The sequence below is a fragment of the Bombella favorum genome (assembly GCF_014048475.1).
GTDB classification, from domain to species: domain Bacteria; phylum Pseudomonadota; class Alphaproteobacteria; order Acetobacterales; family Acetobacteraceae; genus Bombella; species Bombella favorum.
In genome coordinates this window covers 249,838-268,724 of the sequence record NZ_NWUS01000002.1, presented here as the reverse complement: position 1 = coordinate 268,724, position 18,887 = coordinate 249,838, and the positions used below count along the sequence as shown (strand labels likewise).

The 18,887-nt window shown below is 52.4% G+C and carries 15 protein-coding genes; 6 read left to right on the top strand and 9 right to left on the bottom strand.

Features of this window, described 5'->3' with window-relative positions; all coding sequences use genetic code 11:
* Positions 1 to 76: 76 nt before the first annotated feature.
* The 4 genes from CPA57_RS06455 to CPA57_RS06440 form a co-directional block, all read right to left on the bottom strand.
* Positions 77 to 3,514, bottom strand: coding sequence for a DEAD/DEAH box helicase family protein (locus CPA57_RS06455; protein WP_182082010.1), 3,438 nt, complete (start codon positions 3,512 to 3,514; stop codon positions 77 to 79).
* A 51-nt stretch (positions 3,515 to 3,565) separates the two neighbouring features.
* The gene (locus tag CPA57_RS06450; protein ID WP_182082009.1) at positions 3,566 to 4,693 is read right to left on the bottom strand and encodes a restriction endonuclease subunit S; all 1,128 of its coding nucleotides are present in this window, start codon (positions 4,691 to 4,693) and stop codon (positions 3,566 to 3,568) included.
* Entirely contained in the window at positions 4,690 to 6,225 is a 1,536-nt protein-coding gene (locus CPA57_RS06445) for a type I restriction-modification system subunit M (protein ID WP_182082008.1), read from the bottom strand. Before CPA57_RS06445 ends, CPA57_RS06450 begins: the two co-directional genes overlap by 4 nt.
* 119 nt (positions 6,226 to 6,344) lie before the next feature.
* Complete coding sequence (locus CPA57_RS06440) at positions 6,345 to 7,421, bottom strand: hypothetical protein (RefSeq protein WP_182082007.1); 1,077 nt, start codon at positions 7,419 to 7,421, stop codon at positions 6,345 to 6,347.
* A gap of 200 nt (positions 7,422 to 7,621) precedes the next feature.
* Between CPA57_RS06440 and CPA57_RS06435 the strand changes: the two genes are divergently transcribed.
* On the top strand, positions 7,622 to 10,111 hold the full coding sequence (locus tag CPA57_RS06435; RefSeq protein ID WP_326831357.1) for an excinuclease ABC subunit UvrA: 2,490 nt from the start codon (positions 7,622 to 7,624) through the stop codon (positions 10,109 to 10,111).
* Positions 10,112 to 10,155: 44 nt separating this feature from the next.
* On the opposite strand, the gene CPA57_RS06430 is transcribed toward CPA57_RS06435, so the two are convergent.
* The 3 genes from CPA57_RS06430 to CPA57_RS06420 form a co-directional block, all read right to left on the bottom strand.
* Positions 10,156 to 11,208, bottom strand: coding sequence for an NAD(P)-dependent alcohol dehydrogenase (locus CPA57_RS06430; protein ID WP_182082005.1), 1,053 nt, complete (start codon positions 11,206 to 11,208; stop codon positions 10,156 to 10,158).
* Positions 11,209 to 11,285: 77 nt separating this feature from the next.
* Positions 11,286 to 11,426, bottom strand: a complete 141-nt coding sequence (locus tag CPA57_RS08965; RefSeq protein ID WP_229709325.1) for an AraC family transcriptional regulator — start codon at positions 11,424 to 11,426, stop codon at positions 11,286 to 11,288.
* Between the two features lie 167 nt (positions 11,427 to 11,593).
* The gene (locus tag CPA57_RS06420; protein WP_182082004.1) at positions 11,594 to 12,181 is read right to left on the bottom strand and encodes an NAD(P)H-dependent oxidoreductase; all 588 of its coding nucleotides are present in this window, start codon (positions 12,179 to 12,181) and stop codon (positions 11,594 to 11,596) included.
* Positions 12,182 to 12,441: 260 nt separating this feature from the next.
* On the opposite strand from CPA57_RS06420, the gene CPA57_RS06415 reads away from it, so the two are divergent.
* From CPA57_RS06415 to CPA57_RS06395, 5 genes are all read left to right on the top strand, one after another.
* On the top strand, positions 12,442 to 13,293 hold the full coding sequence (locus CPA57_RS06415; protein WP_182082003.1) for a response regulator transcription factor: 852 nt from the start codon (positions 12,442 to 12,444) through the stop codon (positions 13,291 to 13,293).
* Positions 13,294 to 13,310: 17 nt separating this feature from the next.
* Positions 13,311 to 13,838, top strand: coding sequence for a flagellar basal body-associated FliL family protein (locus tag CPA57_RS06410; protein WP_182082002.1), 528 nt, complete (start codon positions 13,311 to 13,313; stop codon positions 13,836 to 13,838).
* Between the two features lie 16 nt (positions 13,839 to 13,854).
* Entirely contained in the window at positions 13,855 to 15,087 is a 1,233-nt protein-coding gene (gene fliM / locus CPA57_RS06405; RefSeq protein ID WP_182082001.1) for a flagellar motor switch protein FliM, read from the top strand.
* On the top strand, positions 15,071 to 15,631 hold the full coding sequence (locus tag CPA57_RS06400; RefSeq protein WP_182082000.1) for a hypothetical protein: 561 nt from the start codon (positions 15,071 to 15,073) through the stop codon (positions 15,629 to 15,631). The genes fliM and CPA57_RS06400 overlap by 17 nt, the downstream gene beginning before the upstream one ends.
* Before the next feature lie 133 nt (positions 15,632 to 15,764).
* Positions 15,765 to 16,727, top strand: coding sequence for a flagellin (locus tag CPA57_RS06395; protein ID WP_182081999.1), 963 nt, complete (start codon positions 15,765 to 15,767; stop codon positions 16,725 to 16,727).
* Between the two features lie 86 nt (positions 16,728 to 16,813).
* On the opposite strand, the gene CPA57_RS06390 is transcribed toward CPA57_RS06395, so the two are convergent.
* Together CPA57_RS06390 and CPA57_RS06385 are read right to left on the bottom strand one after the other, a co-directional pair.
* Positions 16,814 to 17,761, bottom strand: a complete 948-nt coding sequence (locus tag CPA57_RS06390; protein ID WP_182081998.1) for a glycosyltransferase family 8 protein — start codon at positions 17,759 to 17,761, stop codon at positions 16,814 to 16,816.
* Positions 17,762 to 17,816: 55 nt separating this feature from the next.
* Positions 17,817 to 18,725 carry a glycosyltransferase gene (locus CPA57_RS06385; RefSeq protein ID WP_182081997.1) on the bottom strand — a complete coding sequence of 303 codons (909 nt, stop codon included), beginning with the start codon at positions 18,723 to 18,725 and terminating at the stop codon, positions 17,817 to 17,819.
* Between the last annotated feature and the right edge of the window lie 162 nt (positions 18,726 to 18,887).

The window sequence follows — 18,887 nt, the reverse complement described above, 5'->3', positions numbered from 1 at the left end:
CTGGTGCCCAGTTGTTTTGATTTATGCAGGGGACCAATGGCAGCCTTGGGCTATTGGTCCCTTTGACATATCCATTTTACGGTTGAGATGCAGTAGTAGTTTTGTCCGTGACAAGCTCAAATGAACGGACGATGGAAAGGAGGGTTTGAGTCTCTTCCTTACCAAACAATCCGCTGATGCCGTGCATGTTGATGTCGGTAAAGGGGCTTTCAAATAGAGTAGTAGGAGACAGGAAGCCATTTTCACAGAGACTGCTGATGACAAGTTCCAGAAACTCAATCTGATCGGCTGTCAGTGGCTGGTGGCTCTGGATGAAATTGTCGAAAGCCCGACGGGCATAAACACGGTCCAATCCCGTTAGAGAACGAAGAAAGCGTACGAGGCCACCTTCTGCTTCTATATCTGCCCGTACGGTGTCATCCATGGCCAGATCGCCCTGTTGCAGGAGCTGTTCGAGTGCCTGGAGGTCCTGTTGTGTCAAAGGTTCGCCACGGCGGATTTTCAGGAGGCTTGCATGGTCAAGATGGGTATCAAGAAACTTCCGGACCTGTCGTTTGAAACGGTTTTTATCGACACTTGTGTTAGTAAGTGTCAGAGACACTGCCTCTGATGGGCCGCGTTCATCCTGAAAAGAGGTATATAATATGGGGTTGGTTTTTGTCTCAATGAGTTGGACGAGTGTCCGGAGACGGCAGCGCACATCTTCCAGCATGTCGACAGTGATACCTTCCCACCATGCGGCATCCTGTAGCTTATTGATCAGAGGCAGTTCGTGTTTGACGAGGGGGATGTTGGCAAGCCCCTCCAAAGCGGAGGCAACCTGACATATCTGTTTCTGGATACCGACAAAACTGGCTGCTTTTTGCAGTAAGGCCAGTTGTCCCCGTATTATGAGAAGATCGAACTGTTTGGCAGGCAGATTGTCTTCCGGTTCACGGAAGGCGGTGGGGAGAGCTGCCAGGTCATCTGCCAGAACTGTACGATCCTCGGCGCTCAGGGTGGCCCACGCATCGTCAGACTGGAAGTGCTCCAGAACACGAAGGTGGGGGCGTACAAGGACATTATTGGGGTTCAGGGCCTGCACTTCGTTGCGCAGGCGGGTTTTCAGGCTGTTTTGTAGAGTAGTGTGTTGGTTCTGTGTCGTTTCAAGGGCGGCAAGTAAATCCAGCCGTGAGCAGAACAGACGTTCATTCAGGGAAGGTTGTAGGGCGACTGCAGGGCGTTTCAGTTCCGTGTTGAATGTTTTCAGATTGTCGTAATAGTCAAAGATGCGGAAGCAGGTCTTGTCTTTACCGGGGCCAAAGAGATCGGGGCACAGTCGTGTTCCCCTTCCGATCATCTGCCAGAACTTCGTATGAGAGTAAACGGGGCGGAAGAATACCAGATTGACGATTTCTGGGATGTCGATGCCTGTATCCAGCATATCCACTGAGACTGCGATTTGAGGATTACTGTCGGATTTGGAGAAATCGTCAATCAGGCTTTGAGCGTGGGAGATGGAATAGTCAATCTGTTGGGCAAAATGGCCCTTTAGTTCCGGATAATTGACATTGAAGCGGTCTATGATGGCTTGGGCGTGGCGACTGGAGCGGGCAAAGATGATGGTTTTGCCCAGTTTGTTGCCATTCTCTACATGGATGCCTTCTGTCATGAGCTGTTCGATGACGAGATCAATCGTATCGGCATTGAAGATGGATTTATTGAAATCACTGCCTTCCAGCTGAGTGGGTAAGTTGCCTTCATCACCCCATTCCAGAGCTGCCCATTGTTCTTTTTCTTCATCACTTAGCTCATCGTAACGTAGCCCATCCCGGGGGAGACGAAGCGAGACGGCGATCCCTTCCGGCGGGACAAGCATCTTATCTGCAATGGCGTCTTCCAGGTCATAGACATCTGTCGGCGTGCCCGTTTTCAGGTCAAAAAGTTGATAGGTGTCGCGGTCGATTTCATCGCGGGGTGTAGCAGTCAGGCCGAGCAGAAGACTGTCAAAATAGGAAAAAAGGGCCTTATATTTGCGGTAGATGGAGCGGTGTGCTTCATCGACAATGATGAGGTCGAAATGACCAGGGCCGAAGCGGCGGATATCACCGTCCATCTCCTCCAGCTTGCTGATCATGCTCTGGTAAGTGGAAAAAATGACATGCGCCCCTGTAATCGTATTGGTGGAGCTGCGTGATATTTTGAGAAGATTGGCAAGAGGAGCCGTAGGCAGGTGCTCTCTGAAGGCCCGTTCTGCCTGCTCAACAAGGGCAATACGGTCGGCTAGAAACAGGACATTCCGTATCCTGTTGGCACGCATGAGCTGATCAATCAGGGCAATTGTCGTGCGGGTCTTGCCCGTACCAGTTGCCATGACGAGTAGTGCCTTGCGCCGGTGATCCTGCTCAAAACTTTCGCCAACGCGGCCGATGGCCCGTATCTGATAGAAGCGGTCCACGATTTTCGTGGAGGCTGGAATTTCGGCGAGAGGACGGCAGGTCTGACGGCGCTGGATGATGCGCTCTATTTCATCTTTCTTGAAGAAGCCTTCCACCTGCCGCGGGGGATATGTGTGGTCATCCCACAGCCAATGCTCATAACCGTTCGTGTAGAAGATGAGGGGACGCTGGCCGTAGGTTTTTTCGAGGCAGTCAGCATACAGTTTTGCCTGATGCTGGCCTGCTTTTGCGTTTTTGCGGGTTGATTTGGCTTCTACGAGCGCGAGCGGTTTGCCATCATCCCCCCAGAGGACGTAATCCACACGTCCCTGACCGCTGCTGTTGGGCATCCCCGCAACCGGGAACTCCTTATCATCGGCTCCCTCCAGTGACCAGCCTGCTTCTTTTAGCAGAAGGTCAATGAGAAGGCTGCGGGTCGTTGCTTCGTCATAATTGTGCCGGTCTGGTACTTTCTGGCTGGCGAGGCGTAATGCTTCTACCTCTGCACGGATGATAGCAAGTTCTTCTTCTGCTTTTCTGCGACCTTCTTCGGACTCAATCTGTTTTTTTTCTGCTTCCCGGCGGAGTTGTTCTTCCTTGTCCAGTTCTTGCCGCATTTCTTGTATTTGGCTGACAGTGGAAGAGGTGATGGTGAGCGTTTCTTCTAGTTTTGTGGGGTCGAACTGCAGGGTTTCGGCAGGTTTTGCCGAACGGCTATAGGTGCGGGCCAGCCAGTAGGCGATGTGAAAAAATTCGCTGACTGTCGATGTGGAATCATGCCGTGTAATGGGTTTATGGTCATGGGCGGCACGGTTCCCTTGATCTTTCACATAGCGTGCCTTGTAGGCCAGGGTGGGGCCGACAAGCTGGTAGAATGAATCGGTACTGAGTTTCTGGGCAAGGGTTGTTTCCCGAAGAATCAGGTTTTCCTGAGCAAGGAATGGTTCATTTGTGTAGAGCCATTTGATGGTAGTCTCTAGTGCCAGCCGTGCCCAAAAGCAGGCCCCTCGTGGGTCGGAGAGTGCTGCCTGTTCAGCTTTTGTGGCGTATTTGTAGATGATTGGGAAATCGGTCTTTAGAAATGTGAATTGATGCATGATGGTTTTTCCTGAGAAAGGGGATGGACGTTGGGTGAGGAAGCCGGGCGGTTATAACTCTCCTCGAAAAGCCCGTTGTTGGAGAGACTGAAACAGCATTTCTTGCTTTGCCAGTGCCTGCCTGTGATGCTCCTGAAGTGCTTCAATCTTTGCAATGCGGGCAGCAAAACGCTCCTGTTCCGCGAGGGGTGGGAGGGGGATGGGAATCTGCTTTGTATTTTTTTGATTTAGTTTGGGCACGGTGGTACCTGACACGAAAGGTGTCAGGTCGGTCTTGTTAAGAAAGAATATTAGAAAAATATCGGTTATTTTTTTCCTATTAGGTTTGAGAACGTGCGCATGGTTATTTACCCATGTCTTCCCTAAAATAGGGTAAGCACTTTTTTCTGATTTACCCCATTTAGCCCCATCCTCACCAAGTAAGACTAGGGGTTCATTAAAAATGTATTTATCAATATAGTCAAGAACTCCGGTTGCTCCGTAATATGGGAAAATGCCGGGGTTGCGATCTTTTTTTGTTATAGGACGGCGCATATTGTCTAGTATCTCAATAATATTTTCTAGTTTCGTAATGCGTATATTCGCATTATCTTTTTCAATGTATCTAAACATATCATGAAAAATAGCCTCACCCAGCACATCCAGCTTCTTTAAGGCGTGTCTACGAAGCTGGCATAGATCATATGCTTTATCCAGAATGGCGGCGATACGTTTCTGCTCTGAAAGGGGTGGGAGGGGGATTAGAAGGTCTTTTAGAAAGGTCTGGGGGATGCGCTTTTGCCCTGCGCTCCCCGTCATATACTCTTGACCGAGCTTATTAATCCTATCTTGTCGCAAGAAGTAAAAAGCGAATCTATTATTTAATTTTTCAGAGCAGCGGATTACATGAAATTCTGTTGAGCCAAACCCATATTTATTAGGTATATGTGCAATGGCTATTTTTTTATTTTCAAAGCACGGAGTGATTTTAGCAACGATGATATCTTGCTTTTTTAGACTAGTATAACCTTTCTTTGTTCCATTATATGGACATTCGTCCAGTACAAGTGAGCCATCTTCTGATACATTTTTCATGGGAAGAAAGCTGACTATAGTGTCATGGGGGAGATGTTGGGGAGCAGGAGGGTTGATATTGGCTACATCACCCAATTTCACCATTGGCCACGTTTGTGCGGTCATCCCAGCATCTCCTTCAGGGCGGCCATTCCGGCGGTGATGTTGGCATCTAGCTCATTCAGTTCGGCCAGAAGTTCGGTAGGGGTGGGATAATTGATTTCTTCCTGTTCGATCATTTTATATCGACTCATGGAAAGATCATAATCTTTGGCCGCTATATCTTCCTTGGGGACAAGAAAGCTTTGAGCCGTGCGGGGGCGGTCAGCTTCTGCTGTCAGGGCGTTCCAACGGGCGAGTATGTCAGGCAGGTTGTTCTTTTCATGCTCTGCATCGTCCAACGGGTGAGCCGGGGTAGGGCCAAGCTGCTCCGGGTCCAGAAGGGGCGTGCGTTTGTCGTCCAGAGAAAAGCCATCGGCTTGCATGTCGTAGAACCAGACATTATCCGTCCCTCCAACGCCTGTTTTGGTAAAGAGGATGATCCCGCAGGATACGCCAGCGTAGGGACGGAAAACGCCAGATGGCAGTTTGATGATGCCTTCCAGCTTGTGGGATTCGACCAGCGTTTTCCGTATCTTCTTGTGAGCGGCGGAACTGCCGAATAGGACGCCTTCCGGCACGATGACCGCTGCACGTCCTCCCACTTTCAGGAGGCGGAGGAAAAGGGTCAGAAAGAGCAGTTCGGTTTTCTTCGTCTTGCTGAATTGGAGAAGATTTTTTGCGACTGTTGTTTCGTCAAGCGACCCCTTGAAAGGAGGATTGGCGAGGATAAGAGAATAGAGGCCTTCATCTTTGCCATAACGTTCAGACAGGCTGTCCCGATAGGAAACCTCAGCATTGTCCAGCCCGTGCAGAAGCATGTTCATGGAGCCAATGCGGAGCATCGTGGCATCAAAGTCGAACCCATGGAACATATGGTTTAGAAAATGGTCACGCTGTTCCGCATTGCGTAGCATCTGGGGCTCGTGGTGACGGAGATATTCCCCGGCCTCCATGAGAAAGCCGCATGTGCCAGCGGCAGGATCACAGATGGTGTCTGTTGGAGTAGGTCGCCTTAGTGCGACCATGAGCTGTATTATGTGTCGAGGTGTACGGAACTGGCCATTGGTACCAGCACTGGCCAGCTTGCCGAGCATGTACTCGTACACATCGCCTTTTGTGTCCCGGTTGTTCATGTCCAGCTTATCCAGCATGGCCACGGCTTTGGCCAGAAGGCTGGCACTGGAGAAGCCAAGTCGTGCATCCTTCATGTGCTGGCCGTAGGATGAGCCTTTCTCTCCCAGAGACCGCAGGAAGGGGAAGACGTGCTCATCCACAACTCGCATCATTTCACGGGGTTCAAAATTCTTGAAACGGGACCAGCGGAGGTTGCTGTAAGGCTCGCCTTCCTCATCCGTCCCTGCGGGGAAGATGGGGTTCGTGATGGGCTCGCCAAGCGTTTCCGCTCTGGTTTCCATGGTCAGCTGCAGATCATCCAGGCGCTTTATGAAGATTAGAAAGGTTAGCTGTTCAATGACAGACAGGGGATTGGAAACACCACCAGAGTGGAAAGCGTTCCATATCTGGTCAATCTGGTTGCGGATTTGTCCTGTCAGCATGGGGATTCCTTTCAGGGTGGCCGAGTTATTTTTTTAATCAAGGAAGGGAAAGAAAGTAAATGGCGATGGTACGTTGGGCTACTTAGCTAAATACTGGATAGAAGGGACGGTGCCAGTTTTCACGGGGAGTGTGTATCATGATGGTGATGAAGGTTGGCAGAAGGGTACCAAGTACTATGGCGGCCTGTTCGATGGGCTGTCGGTTGAGGCTGCTCTGCCATGTAGCCCCCCCCGTAGAGAAGCTGACTACGCAGGACATGCAGCCGGTCAAACAGGATGCTCAGCACATTAGTGGCGTTTTTCGCCCTTATGGCAGCTTCGTGATGACTGACAGATAGGTGAAAATGTTTGTCCCAGTCTTCATAACCGTCATGGCCATGTTTATGATGCCAGTATGGTGCAAAAAGGTAATGATCCTCACTAAGGCTACGAATGGCAGGGAGCAGTCCGTCCCATAGCAGCTTTTGCAGGGTATTGTCTGTGTCATGCTCGATCAGTTTCTGAAGAAAGCTGTCACGGATAGTTTTCTGGTCTTCATGGCTGGCAGAACCTTCCCGGTCATCGGTGTAAAGGGCGCTCATGGCAATCCAGAGTGATATGACCTTTCCATCTGTATCATTTTGAATGCTGTCTGCCCGTCCAATCCAGCTGATGGCACGATAGGTTCGCAGGGCCATAGTGGAGGGTAGGGTCCCTCTTAGGTTTTGGTAATCCAGTCGTAGCCTGTCTGTTTGGGACGGTTCGGCCTGACGGACAGGGTTGTTGATGAAGTGTGTGTTGCTCTCATGACGTGAAGGCCCTTGATATGGAGGTGTAGCCGGGGTGTTTTCCGTAACTTCATAGCGGCAGTCATCATCCGACAGGAAAAGATTATCCTGGTTCTGCCAGAGCCATTCATCGCAATAGAGTATGGTCCAGTCCGGGAGCTCAGCTTTTAGCTCTTTGGCAAGAGTCAGCCCGGTAGCTGTAAAACCTTTTAGGTCAAAAGGTGCACGCTCTTTTTTCGGTAGGTAATATTCAAAATCATTGGTAAGGCGTATCCACTCATCCAGTTTGGTGCGGAGCTGGTCCGTTATGGGTAGGTCTTCCAAAAAGATGGGTTGGCCGTCGCTTGTCCAGACAGCTTCTGTTAGATCGCCTCCAAGAACAAGGCATTTATCATCGGGTAGGTCAGGTTCGTCCGTTATCTGGTTCATGATTTATTATGTTATCGCCTGGTGTTGAAAATCCGGGGTGGGGCGTGTGGGTCTCAACTGTTTTGCTGAGAATAGGCATGTTAGTATTTTTTTCATGATAACGACCAGTTTTGACTGATATGTCGAGAACTGGTCAGAAGGAGCATACGGTTATGGTGCCATCGGATAATCAGCCTTCTCACTATTGGAAAACAGCAGACATGATCCGTATAGAAGGTGCGCAGGAGCATAACCTGAAGGATGTCTCGCTGGAGGTACCACGGGGTTGTCTGGTGGTGTTTACCGGTGTTTCTGGCTCGGGCAAGTCTTCGCTGGCGTTCGGGACGCTCTATGCCGAGGCGCAGCGGCGGTATCTGGAGACGGTCGCTCCCTACGCACGGCGGTTGTTCCACCAGCTGCCCCCACCGAAAATCCGCAGCATCGAAGGGCTGCCTCCTGTCATTGCCCTTCAGCAGCAGGCGGGCACGAGCAGCCGGTCGTCCGTGGGCAGTGTGACGACCCTCTCCAATTTGCTGCGTATGCTCTATTCCCGGGCAGGAACGTATCCAGCTGGTGCGTCCATGCTGGAGAGTGACGATTTCTCCGCCAATACGCCGCAGGGAGCCTGTCCACGTTGTCAGGGCACGGGGTGGCTCTATGATGTCGTGGAAGAAAAGATGGTGCCCGACCCGACACTGACCCTGCGGGAAAAAGCCGTGGCCGCATGGCCCGGTGCGTGGCAGGGGCAGAACCTGCGGGACATTCTCATGATGCGTGGGGTCGATCTGGATACACCTTGGCAGGACCTGCCCAAGGAAACACGGGACTGGATTCTGTACACGGATGAAACCCCGACAGAACCGATCTACCGGGGCCTGAACTACGCCGAGAGTCAGGCGGCCATGAAGCGGGGAGAACCGGCGACTTATCAGGGTACCTTCGCCAGTGCACGCCGCCATGTGATGCAGAGTTTTCACGGCTCAAAGAGTGCGAAGATGCGTGCCCGTGCGGCGGCCTTCATGCAGGCGACACGCTGCCCGGTCTGTCATGGTGCTCGTCTAAAGCCTGAGGCTCTGGCCGTGACATTTGCGGGGCAGGATATTGCCTCCCTGTTTCACCTGCCGCTGGAACAGCTTTATGCCGTGCTGAAAGACCAGCTGGCCGGGGAGCGGCGGGGCGATGCGCAGGGGCGTGTGATTGAGGAAATCGGTACGGCTCTGCTCCGGCGGTTGGAGATTTTGCTGGAGCTAGGGCTTGGCTATCTGCAGACAGACCGGACTGTGGATAGTCTTTCTCCCGGTGAATATCAGCGTCTACGGCTGGGGACGCAGGTTCATTCTGCCCTGTTTGGCGTGGCCTATGTGCTGGATGAACCCGCCGCTGGACTGCATCCGGCGGATATCGAGGCCTTGTTGAACGTGCTGGCCCGTCTGCCCCGGGCTGGAAACTCCCTGCTGGTTGTGGAGCATGATCCTGTCGTTATGCGGCGAGCAGATTGGTTGGTGGATATCGGCCCCGGGGCGGGCAGCCATGGCGGGCAGGTGCTTTACAGTGGGCCGCCAGATGGTTTGCGGCAGGTGGAAGCCTCTCGCACACGGCCTTATCTCTTTACCCCGCCACCTCTGGAGCGTGGACCTAGTCGGCAGGTGGAGCGGTGGCTCCAGCTTGAGGGCATCACATGGCGGAACATGAAGGACCTGTCCCTGCAGCTACCGCTTGGTGTGCTGGTGAGCGTGACAGGTGTTTCTGGTTCTGGCAAGTCCAGTCTGATCAGTCAGGCTCTGGTAAGTCTTTTGGGGCGTGCGCTGGGCCAGAAGGTCGAGGAAGCGGACGAACCGCAGGATGGTGATGACACCACGCCGCTGGCGGATGAGGGTGTGGAGGCCCAGCCGGAGGGGTGTGTCGTTGCGGGGCTGGAGCATGTCCGGCGTCTGGCCATTATTACGCAGAAGCCTATCGGGCGGACGTCACGTTCTAATCTGGCCACTTACACGGGCATTTTTGACCAGATACGCAAACTTTTTGCGGCTACGGACGCGGCACGCAAGGCGAAGCTGGATGAAAGCTGCTTTAGCTTCAATGTGACCAAGGGGCGGTGCCCGCATTGCGAGGGGTTGGGAACGGTCTCGGTTGGTTTGCTCTTCATGCCCGGTGTGGAGGCTCCTTGCCCGGTCTGCCATGGGGCACGCTATAAGGACGAGGTGCTCGCCATCACGTTGCGGGAGAAAAACATCGCTGATGTGCTGGCTATGACAGTGGAAGAGGCTTGCACCTTCTTTGCTGGCGATGGTGCATTGGCTCGTGGTTTGGAAACGTTGGAGCAGTCCGGCCTTGGCTATCTCCGCCTTGGCCAGCCCGCACCGGAACTTTCCGGCGGCGAGGCGCAGCGGCTCAAACTGGCAACAGAGCTACAGAAGCGCCGGCCCGCCCCCATGCTCTATATTCTGGATGAACCTACGACCGGCCTACACCCCTCCGATACGGACAGGTTGCTGGGGCAGCTTCAGTCGCTGGTGGAGCAGGGGCATAGCGTGGTGGTGACCGAACATAACATGCGTGTAGCGGCGGCGAGTGACTGGGTGGTCGACATCGGCCCCGGCAGTGGGGAAAAGGGCGGGAAGATTATTGCTTCCGGCCCGCCGGAAGAGGTAGCCCGGAATCCCGCTAGCAGAACAGGCCCGTATTTAGAGGCGGTTTTGGCAGGGAAATGACATGGGCCGCCCCACCCGAGGTTGGGGTGGGGCGGATTGGATGATCAATCTACTGTCAATGTGCTCATGTCGATAACGAAACGGTAGTATGTGTCACCTTTTTCGAGATGTTCAAACGCTTTGTTGACGTCCTGAATGGGGATCATCTTCGTTTCTGGTAGGATATTCTTGCTAGCGCAAAAATCCAGAACCTCTTGTGTTTCACGGATGCTCCCGATGAAAGAGCCAGCCACACGGCGGCGGCCGTAAATAAGCGGCACGCTGGAACTCTCCGGCATGGGGCCGATCTGCCCGATCATAATGATTGTGCCGTCCACATCTAGCAGGGGCAGATAGGGTGTGACATCGTGTTTTACCGGGGTGGTGTTGAGGATGAGGTCGAGACTATGGGCTGCCTTCTTCATTGCTGTTTCATCGGTAGAAACCAGTAGTCTTTTGGCTCCTAGCGCAAGGGCTTCCTGCTCTTTTGCATGGCTGCGGGAGAGAACGGTGACTTCGGCCCCCAGGGCAACAGCCAGTTTTACGGCCATCTGCCCTAATCCGCCAAAACCGATGACGGCTACTCGCTTGCCCGGTCCAACCTGCCATGTACGAAGCGGCGACCATGTCGTGACACCCGCACAAACCAGTGGTGCGGCTCTGGAAATATCCAGCCCTTTGGGTACCTTCAGTACAAATTCTTCACGGGCGACTAGATGTTTGGAGTAGCCGCCCATGTTGGGGGTTTTCTCCACGGCATCCATGCCGCCATATGTGCCGCCGCACATTCCTTCACGGCAATATTGTTCTTCCCCTTTTTGGCATTGGTCGCATGTTTGGCAGCTATCAACCATGCAGCCAACAGCAACAATGTCGCCCACTTTGTGGTGGGTAACATCCGGCCCAACACTAATGACACGCCCTACGATCTCGTGCCCCGGGACGGCGGGGTAAATTGTTTGCCCCCAGTCATTGCGTGCCCAATGCAGGTCGGAATGACAAACACCACAATAGAGGATCTCCATCACCACATCGTTGGGACGTGGAGAGCGGCGGTCGAAATGGAAGGGGATGAGCGCCTCTTCAGCAGAGTTACAAGCAAAACCAATGGTACGCATGGAACGATCCCTTCTCAGGAAAAGCGGCTATGAGACGGGTCGACTGTGAGTCTGCGATGTGTCTATTTTGTGTTCAATCATGCAGGCGGAGTTTGGTCCGATATTGGACGGGTGTCATGCCCGTTAGATCGCTCTGTTAGGGAGACGCTGACACATAGGGCCAGATAAGGAGTTTCTACCGAGGCATGAGTGATCTGGCCAGAGACGGGAAGGTCCAGTGTGGAGATCAGATACTGGCCTTCACTGTAAGATAGAGGGTCAGGAAGTCGAACGTTGTATGCGTTACCTTTTCCGGGCAATGGCGGAGGACGGCTGCCCGAAGGGCAGAAAGCTGGGTGCAGGACATGGCTTTGCCCCCGGTGTCTGATCTTCCTGACCTAGCAGTTTATGGGGTGATGATGACCTGTTCGATATGGCGGCGGTAGGCGGCCTTTATAGCGTCTATATTCGGATTCTTCATTACATCGGTTGCGAGAAAGGTGGGTAGTTTTTGCATGCCGAGAAAGGCATGTGCCCGATAAAAGGGAAACAGCACGGCGTCGATTCCACCACCACCGAAGAACTGTTCTTTATCCTCAAATGCCTCGAGAGGGGCATTCCATGTGGTGGAGACCATGAAGCGTTTACCCTGCAGCAGGCCACCTGACCCATAATGTTTTGAAGGATCGTGCCGGCTGCGACCATCGTTGCTGTAAAATACGCCATGAGCCTGCGTGAAGACGCTATCCATATATTTCTTTAGAGGCCATGGCGTGCCCATCCACCAGCCGGGGAATTGGTAGATGATGGTCTCTGCTTTCTGAAAGGCCTTAATCTCGTCCTCAACATCATAGCCCTCATCAATGACAGTCTGACTGACAGATAAGCCATGATCGTGCAGGCAGGCCGCAGCAAGGTCCTGGAGGGTGTTGTTCAGCTCTCCTGCGGAGTGGGCAAAAGGTTTTGCACCATTGATGAGATGGATGTGGGCCATGTGTGGTCCCCTTCCGTGATTGGGTTGTGGAGATGTCTAGTTCATTAACAGAGAGGGCTGACGTCAAGGGAAAAGTGAGAGTAGTCTTTTTTAAAAAGGACATAAAAAGGCCTTGATGTGATAGGGTTTGTGGCAATTTTTCTCTTCATTTAAAGGAATATTCTGATTGCATTTAAAATATGGAAGGATATTTTAATGTCACGTTAGCATTATGCCTTGATAGTAGGAGACGTAGAACGATGAAAAAAAGGAAAACTGCCATGAGATTGATCTGCGTTGGTGATAGTCCGAAGAATATGGATGGGCGGCCTTGCTCCACTCTGTCTGAAGCTGTTTCAGAAGGAGGAATCTTTCTGCGTATTTCCGGGCGGGAGGGTGTACTGAGTGCTCTGCGTAATGATCAGTCCGATGTGGCTGTCATTCAGCAGACTAACCCAGACCCGCTGCTAATCCGTACGATTCGTAACAACCGTTTCAGCCTGCCGATTTTGGTCATTGCACGAAACCTTACAGCCCATAACGTGGCGGAGGCCCTTGCTGCTGGCGCGGATGACTGTGTGCCTATTACGGTCGGGCCGGTGGAACTTCTTGCACGGCTAAAGGCCATTGTCCGGCGTGTTATGGATCACGGCGTGACCAGTCAGATCATCACGGTGGGTCGTCTGACGGTGAAGGAAGATACCCGTGAGGTGTTGGTAGATGATGAGCTTCTGCCGCTGACGCAGGGTGAATATGACATTATGTCCCTTATGGTACGCCGCCGGGGTAGCCTGCTGAACAAGGCGGCCATTTTGTCTACCCTGTATGCCGGTCGGGAAAAGCCAATCAGCAAGACCATTGATGTTATGGTGTGCCGTATTCGCCAAAAACTGCGCGCAAGAGGGATTCAGAAGCCTTTCATCACGAGTTGGGGCATGGGGTATCGGCTGAATGAAGAAGCCTTCCTGCCACTTGGTGCCCGTGCAGAGGATGAGGTTGCACCTGTCCAGCAGGCTATCCGGGAGGCCAGCATACCCGTTTCTGCCGGTCTGGGTGTGACAGCCATGGCTGGTGAGATGGATGGGCGCCGTCTTGTAGAAAAGGTGGCCAGACAACCGGTCCATCAGGATTAAGAACGGAGCGGAATGGCATGAGTGAAGAGGCAGACCCTTCGGCAGCTGGAGGCGATGAAACAGGCGCTACGACTGACGGCAAGAAAGGCTTTTCCAAGAAGAAAATGGCTATTCTGGCCGCCGTGCCCCTGTTGTTGATTGGCGGGGGCGTGGGAGCCTGGCAAGCCCATCTCCCTCCGTTCGGTGGGGGGGGGAAGCCTGCAGCCAAGGCTATGGCAGCAGAGGGAAAGGAGGAGGCTTCGCACCGCCTTCTTCTGTCTGTTCCTTCCGCAACGGCAAATCTGGATAACGGTGCCGGGCGGACGGTTTATGTCAAGATGACAGCCAGCGTAGAGGTGGAGGGCGCCGAAACTTTGGCAGCTCTTCAGGGGCGTATTCCTGAGGTGCAGGATATTTTTCAGACATATCTGCATGAAAGCCGCCCGCAGGACCTGCATGGCAGTGGCTTTTACCGCCTGAGGGAAGCGTTGCTGAGACGCCTGCGTGTGGCCTTTGCCCCGCTGAATGTCACAAACATTTATATTACGGAACTTCTAACCCAGTAAGGTGGATCTGGACTCAATGGCGGATGAAGAGGAGCAGGCGCAGGCTGATCAGTCTGGCCTGACAGAAGGGCAGGGAGTGGAGCAGCCCGGCCCGGACACAGAAGACCATGCCGCATGGAATAATACCCCGGAAGAGGAAGGCGTATCCTCCTCCGGGGTCGCTGCGCATGAGGGGGATGATGGTGAAGAGGACGGCCATGCGTTGGACCAGTCCGCTATTGATGCCATGCTCGGTAATGCGTTTTCCGGCTCTGCTATGCGGGAAGAAAGCGGGATGGAGCGCATCATCAAGGCTGGTTTTGTAGCCTATGAGCGCATGCCCATGCTGGAGAATGTGTTCGACCGGCTTGTGCGGTTTCTTTCTTCGACATTGCGTGGCTTTACCAATGATAATGTCGATATCACTATGGAGAACATGCGGTCCCTGCGTTTTGGGGATTACATGGGCGAAGTACCATCTTCTTCTCTGTTCTCCGTTTTCCGGGCGGAGCAGTGGCGAAACTACGGGCTGGTCGTTGTTGATTCGTCCCTGTCTTATTCCATTGTGGACATATTGATGGGCGGAGAGCGGGGAGCCGGCCCGAAGATTATTGAGAATCGCCCTCATACAGCGCTTGAGAGAGCCCTTATTGAGAAATTGATCGTCATTACATTGGCAGATCTGTCTGAGGCCTTTGCCCCGGTTGGTAAGGTTGATCTGAATTTCGAGCGGTTGGAGATTAGCTCCAGTCTGGCGGTGATTGCCCGTCCTTCCAATGCAGCTATTGCGGCCCGGTTTCATATTGATATGGGCGACAGGAGTGGGGATATGGATATCGTCATCCCTTATGCCACGCTGGAGCCTGTAAGAGAGAAACTTTCCCAGCAGTTTATGGGGGAAAATTTCGGCAATGACTCCATATGGGAAAATCATCTCATTTCCGAAATAATGGAAACAAGTGTGACTGTTTCTACCGTGTTCGAGACGGCGTCTTTCCCGCTGTCCCAGATTCTGGCGTTGAAGAAAGGGAGTGTCCTCCACCTGCCAAGCAAGGGAGAAACCCCACATTCTGTAAGGATGGAATGTGATGGAACACCAATTTTTGAAGGTACGCTGGGCCGGTTGCATCGGATGCAGGCTGTCCGGATAGATCAGCGTCTTATCCCGCTGGAAGAAGATCTGACGCCGGAGCTGCTGGCGTCTCTTAGTTCCATTTCGGTGGAGCAGCAGTCAGCAGAACAGAGGGGACATCATGCTTCTGAACAATAGTCAGCTCATCATCGAGATTCTTTTGATGGTTGTCCTGATAGCCGGGATCATCAGCTCACGCCTTATCGTCCGGCGGTTGGGTGTCATCCGGGACTCCTACACAGCACTGAATGAGATGGTTGCTACGCTTGATGCCTCGACAGAGCAGATGAATCATATGTTCGAGCGTGTCCGGCATGAGGTGACACAGGGGGACAGGCGTTTGTCTGTCTTGCTGGAGCGTGCCCGCAATGTAGAAGAAGACCTTATCGACCAGCAGAAAATGACGAAAGAGACTGCCGAGTCTCTGTCTGGTGTTCTGGCACATTCGGAAAAACAGGAATCTGACCTAAATGGTGCGGTGGAAGCAGCAAAGGCCATGCTGCACCAGTTAGAAGAGCAGTTGGAAAAACAGCAGAAAGCCCTTGAGCAAACCAAAGTGGTCGAATCTGTTCAACTAGAGGAAGAGTCTGTTCCTCATTTCTCTGATCAGATTGTTGTGCCCGCCCCGGGGCGGCTGCGCAGCCCAAGGCCTTATTTACGGAAAAATGAATCTGATGGCTAAAGAGCGGTATTTTTCTTTGCTCCGTTATTTTGAAATGCCCTTTGTAAGAAACATGTAAGGTTTCTGTGTTTCTATTCATCTGTCAACGACGAGCTCGTTGTTTTGTAATACAGATGCACAAGGAGAAAAGACTGTGAGTCTTTCTATCAATACCAACCAGTCCTCAATGGTTGCTCTGGAAACACTGAACACCACGCAGAGCGATCTGGCCAAGACGGAAAATGCCGTATCCACCGGTAAGAAGGTTGCCAACGCTTCTGATAACCCGGCTGCTTTCGGTATTTCCTCCCAGATCGGGGGTGATATTGCTGGTCAGAGCGCGGTTAATGATGGTCTGAGCTATGCTTCCCAGATTGTCAGCTCCACCAACTCTGCTGCTAACAGCATCATCAACATTCTGCAGAACGTCCAGAATGCTGTTACCACTGTTGGTAACAACATGGGCAACGAGTCCTCCCTGGGCCAGCTCGACAAGGAGCTGACAGGCTACATGAAGAGCATCGATACCATTGCTCGTAACGCTACGACAAAGGGGATCAACCTGCTGTTCGGTGGTACGGCTGCTAGCACCAGCACCAGCCTGGGCATCACTGCCAACAGCCTGACCTTTGTTACAGGTCTTCAGGGTGATACACAGACACTGACAGGCTATGGCAGCCTGATTGCTTCTACGACTGGTGGTTCCGGTGCTACGCTGACAGATGTTCTGGGTCTGACGACCAATGGTCAGGCCGAAGGTGACCCGACATCCAATAACTTCCTGACAACGACCTCCTCTGGTGTTGCCCTTGCCTACACGGGTAAGAATCCGACTGAGGCTGTTGCTGCTATGGTCGGGCGTGTTCAGAAGGCCATTGTTGCCATGACGAACGTTACGTCTGATCTGGGTTCTAACCAGCAGACCATCGACACCATGAGCTCCTACGGCCAGAAGTCTTCCGACTCTCTGACGGCTGCCTCTGGTGCTCTGACAGATGCTGATATGTCTGCTGAGTCCGCTAAGCTGACCTCCCTGCAGACCAAGCAGTCCCTTGGCATTAAGTCTCTCTCCATTGCCAATGGTCAGTCTCAGAACATCCTTTCCCTGTTCCAGTAAGGGAAAGGTGGCCGGCCCTTTCGGGGAGCGGCATCTCTCTGGACAAAGCCGCGGAAGACGCCGCCGTGTTTTCACGGTGGCGTTTTTTATGGCAGCTGGAGTGTTTCTTCAGGGTTTAAATAAGCTTTTGTAGCCTGCCATGAGGGGCCATAGACAAAGCGGGCTGCCCGGTTGGAGACATCATTCATGGTGGTGCGCAGGATTTGCTTGTAATTTTGGAGATACTGGGTGAGTTCCGGGCACCCGGCTACCGCTAGCAGCTGGTAGTGATATTTGTGCCACGGTTTGGATACATACAGGAAATGCTGCACCTGAATGTTCTTTCTGCTTTCATCGATATCGTCCTGCACATCCGGCTGGAAGGGCATAGCCATTTCGAAGACGAACGTCATGGCGAAGTTCCAGCGGGTTGAGAAAAAATGCACAGACTCGTGGAACACTACATTGAGGATACTTTCGGCATGTCCTGTCCAGTGTTTTTTGATGAGCTGGAAGCCGCGGTTAATGTCCCATTGGGTTATGTTTTTCATGTTGAAGAGCATAAGGCCAGCATTGAAATAGCGGCGTGTGTCGGTCAATCCGGTTTTAAGTGTGTGCGTATGTAGCTCGGCTGGTGAGTCATCGGGGAGAATCGTGTTGCGGAAAAAACAGCGCACGGCCCCTATCTTTTTATCTTTTGGCATTTCGTGGATGAGGGAGAGAATGTCACCAGTCACGATGAGGTCAGCATCTAGAAAGAAGACGAATTCATAATCTGTCATCATGCTCGGTATGAGCAGCGCATAGTACATTTCTTCTGCGGAGAGCCGGTAGTCCGCAAAATGGTGTTGGACATTCGTAAAGGTTATTGTCCCGCCAGCATCGTTTACCAAAGATGTCACCACCTTGATGGTGAAGGGGTCTAGCTCTTTGTGGAAGATAACGAACGGTATGCAGCTTTTGTCAGACACTGAGTCGAGCACAGACCGTATCGTGGCAATGGCGGGGATGACATAGGCCTTGTCCAGAGACATGACAATGGGGACGGTCTTCATGATGGGGTAACCTGAGAAAGCGCAATGAGATCGGGCAGGGCAGTAAGGCGGGGTGTTATGTGATCTTTTCAAGCGTTGTCCACATAGGGTCGAACAGAAGATGTGCCAACTTGTTCTGGGTATCATGTATGACTGAGAGAGCCATCCTTTTGTACTCTTGGACAAGGTCATTGCTCTGCTTTAAAGCGGCATCCATGTCATCCGGGGCGAGAAAGCTGGAAAACTGGCCAAGTTTGATGTTGTGGCGGCTCTCAGCAATGGCCTGACGGCAGGAAGGGGCAAAGGCCTCATCTGGTTTCGAGAAGAGGGGCATCTGGAAGTTCCATTGCTGTGGGAAGAGATGCAATGAGTTACAGAAGAGGTAATTCAAAATAGCTTCATCTTTAGTATGCCATCCCTCGTCTAGTAGCTGGATACAGGCTTGGCTTTCCTCTGCGGAGATGGCCTGCCTGTTGAAAAGAAGCAGGTTGCGGCTGAAGTAACGGTCCGTGTCTTCTATTTGGAGAACAGTCCGGGCCGTGTCTGTAAGATTGTGAAAGCGATCAAGGTCTGTATGAGCATGGTACATACAGCGGACAGCCCCGATTTTTTTCTCGGTAGGGAACTGCTCCAGTAGCGAAAGGACATCCTCCCGCACCAGCGAGCCCGCCCCGATGCTCATGATGAAATTCCGTGAGGTAAAATATTGGGGTATGAGGAGAGGATAGAGCAGGTACTCGCAGATGATGTCCTTGTAGGGAAAACCAGCGAGGATGCGAGGCATGTTGATGAGGGAAAAATCTACCTCGAAAGAGGATAGAAACATCTTCACCAGACTGGTGATCTGTTCATTGATGCCATCATGAAAGATGGCAAAAGCCAAGGCTCGATTATTCCGGGTTGTTTCCAGTATTGATTTTATGGAGACTAGAGCGGGGATCAGATTGTTTTCCTTCAAGCCTATGGCAATAGTCATATGAGGCATTGGAGGGTCCCTATCTGTGGCAACATGACCCTCCTTGTATTCGAACTGTCCCTTCGGCAACAAGTCTGGGATAGCGTTCAGGTTTTATGTGGGGGTATTTTTCAGGGTAGATCGAACCCCAGACTCTTCAGGGCTTGTTCGGCCATGTCACTGTCCTGTTCA

What these genes read in the sequence shown, in the direction of transcription:
- CPA57_RS06455 (WP_182082010.1), bottom strand. Translation starts at nt 3,514, where the DNA reads ATGCATCAATTCACATTTCTAAAGACCGATTTCCCAATCATCTACAAA.
- CPA57_RS06450 (WP_182082009.1), bottom strand. Translation starts at nt 4,693, where the DNA reads ATGACCGCACAAACGTGGCCAATGGTGAAATTGGGTGATGTAGCCAAT.
- CPA57_RS06445 (WP_182082008.1), bottom strand. Translation starts at nt 6,225, where the DNA reads ATGCTGACAGGACAAATCCGCAACCAGATTGACCAGATATGGAACGCT.
- CPA57_RS06440 (WP_182082007.1), bottom strand. Translation starts at nt 7,421, where the DNA reads ATGAACCAGATAACGGACGAACCTGACCTACCCGATGATAAATGCCTT.
- CPA57_RS06435 (WP_326831357.1), top strand. Translation starts at nt 7,622, where the DNA reads ATGATCCGTATAGAAGGTGCGCAGGAGCATAACCTGAAGGATGTCTCG.
- CPA57_RS06430 (WP_182082005.1), bottom strand. Translation starts at nt 11,208, where the DNA reads ATGCGTACCATTGGTTTTGCTTGTAACTCTGCTGAAGAGGCGCTCATC.
- CPA57_RS06420 (WP_182082004.1), bottom strand. Translation starts at nt 12,181, where the DNA reads ATGGCCCACATCCATCTCATCAATGGTGCAAAACCTTTTGCCCACTCC.
- CPA57_RS06415 (WP_182082003.1), top strand. Translation starts at nt 12,442, where the DNA reads ATGAGATTGATCTGCGTTGGTGATAGTCCGAAGAATATGGATGGGCGG.
- CPA57_RS06410 (WP_182082002.1), top strand. Translation starts at nt 13,311, where the DNA reads ATGAGTGAAGAGGCAGACCCTTCGGCAGCTGGAGGCGATGAAACAGGC.
- fliM (WP_182082001.1), top strand. Translation starts at nt 13,855, where the DNA reads ATGGCGGATGAAGAGGAGCAGGCGCAGGCTGATCAGTCTGGCCTGACA.
- CPA57_RS06400 (WP_182082000.1), top strand. Translation starts at nt 15,071, where the DNA reads ATGCTTCTGAACAATAGTCAGCTCATCATCGAGATTCTTTTGATGGTT.
- CPA57_RS06390 (WP_182081998.1), bottom strand. Translation starts at nt 17,761, where the DNA reads ATGAAGACCGTCCCCATTGTCATGTCTCTGGACAAGGCCTATGTCATC.
- CPA57_RS06385 (WP_182081997.1), bottom strand. Translation starts at nt 18,725, where the DNA reads ATGCCTCATATGACTATTGCCATAGGCTTGAAGGAAAACAATCTGATC.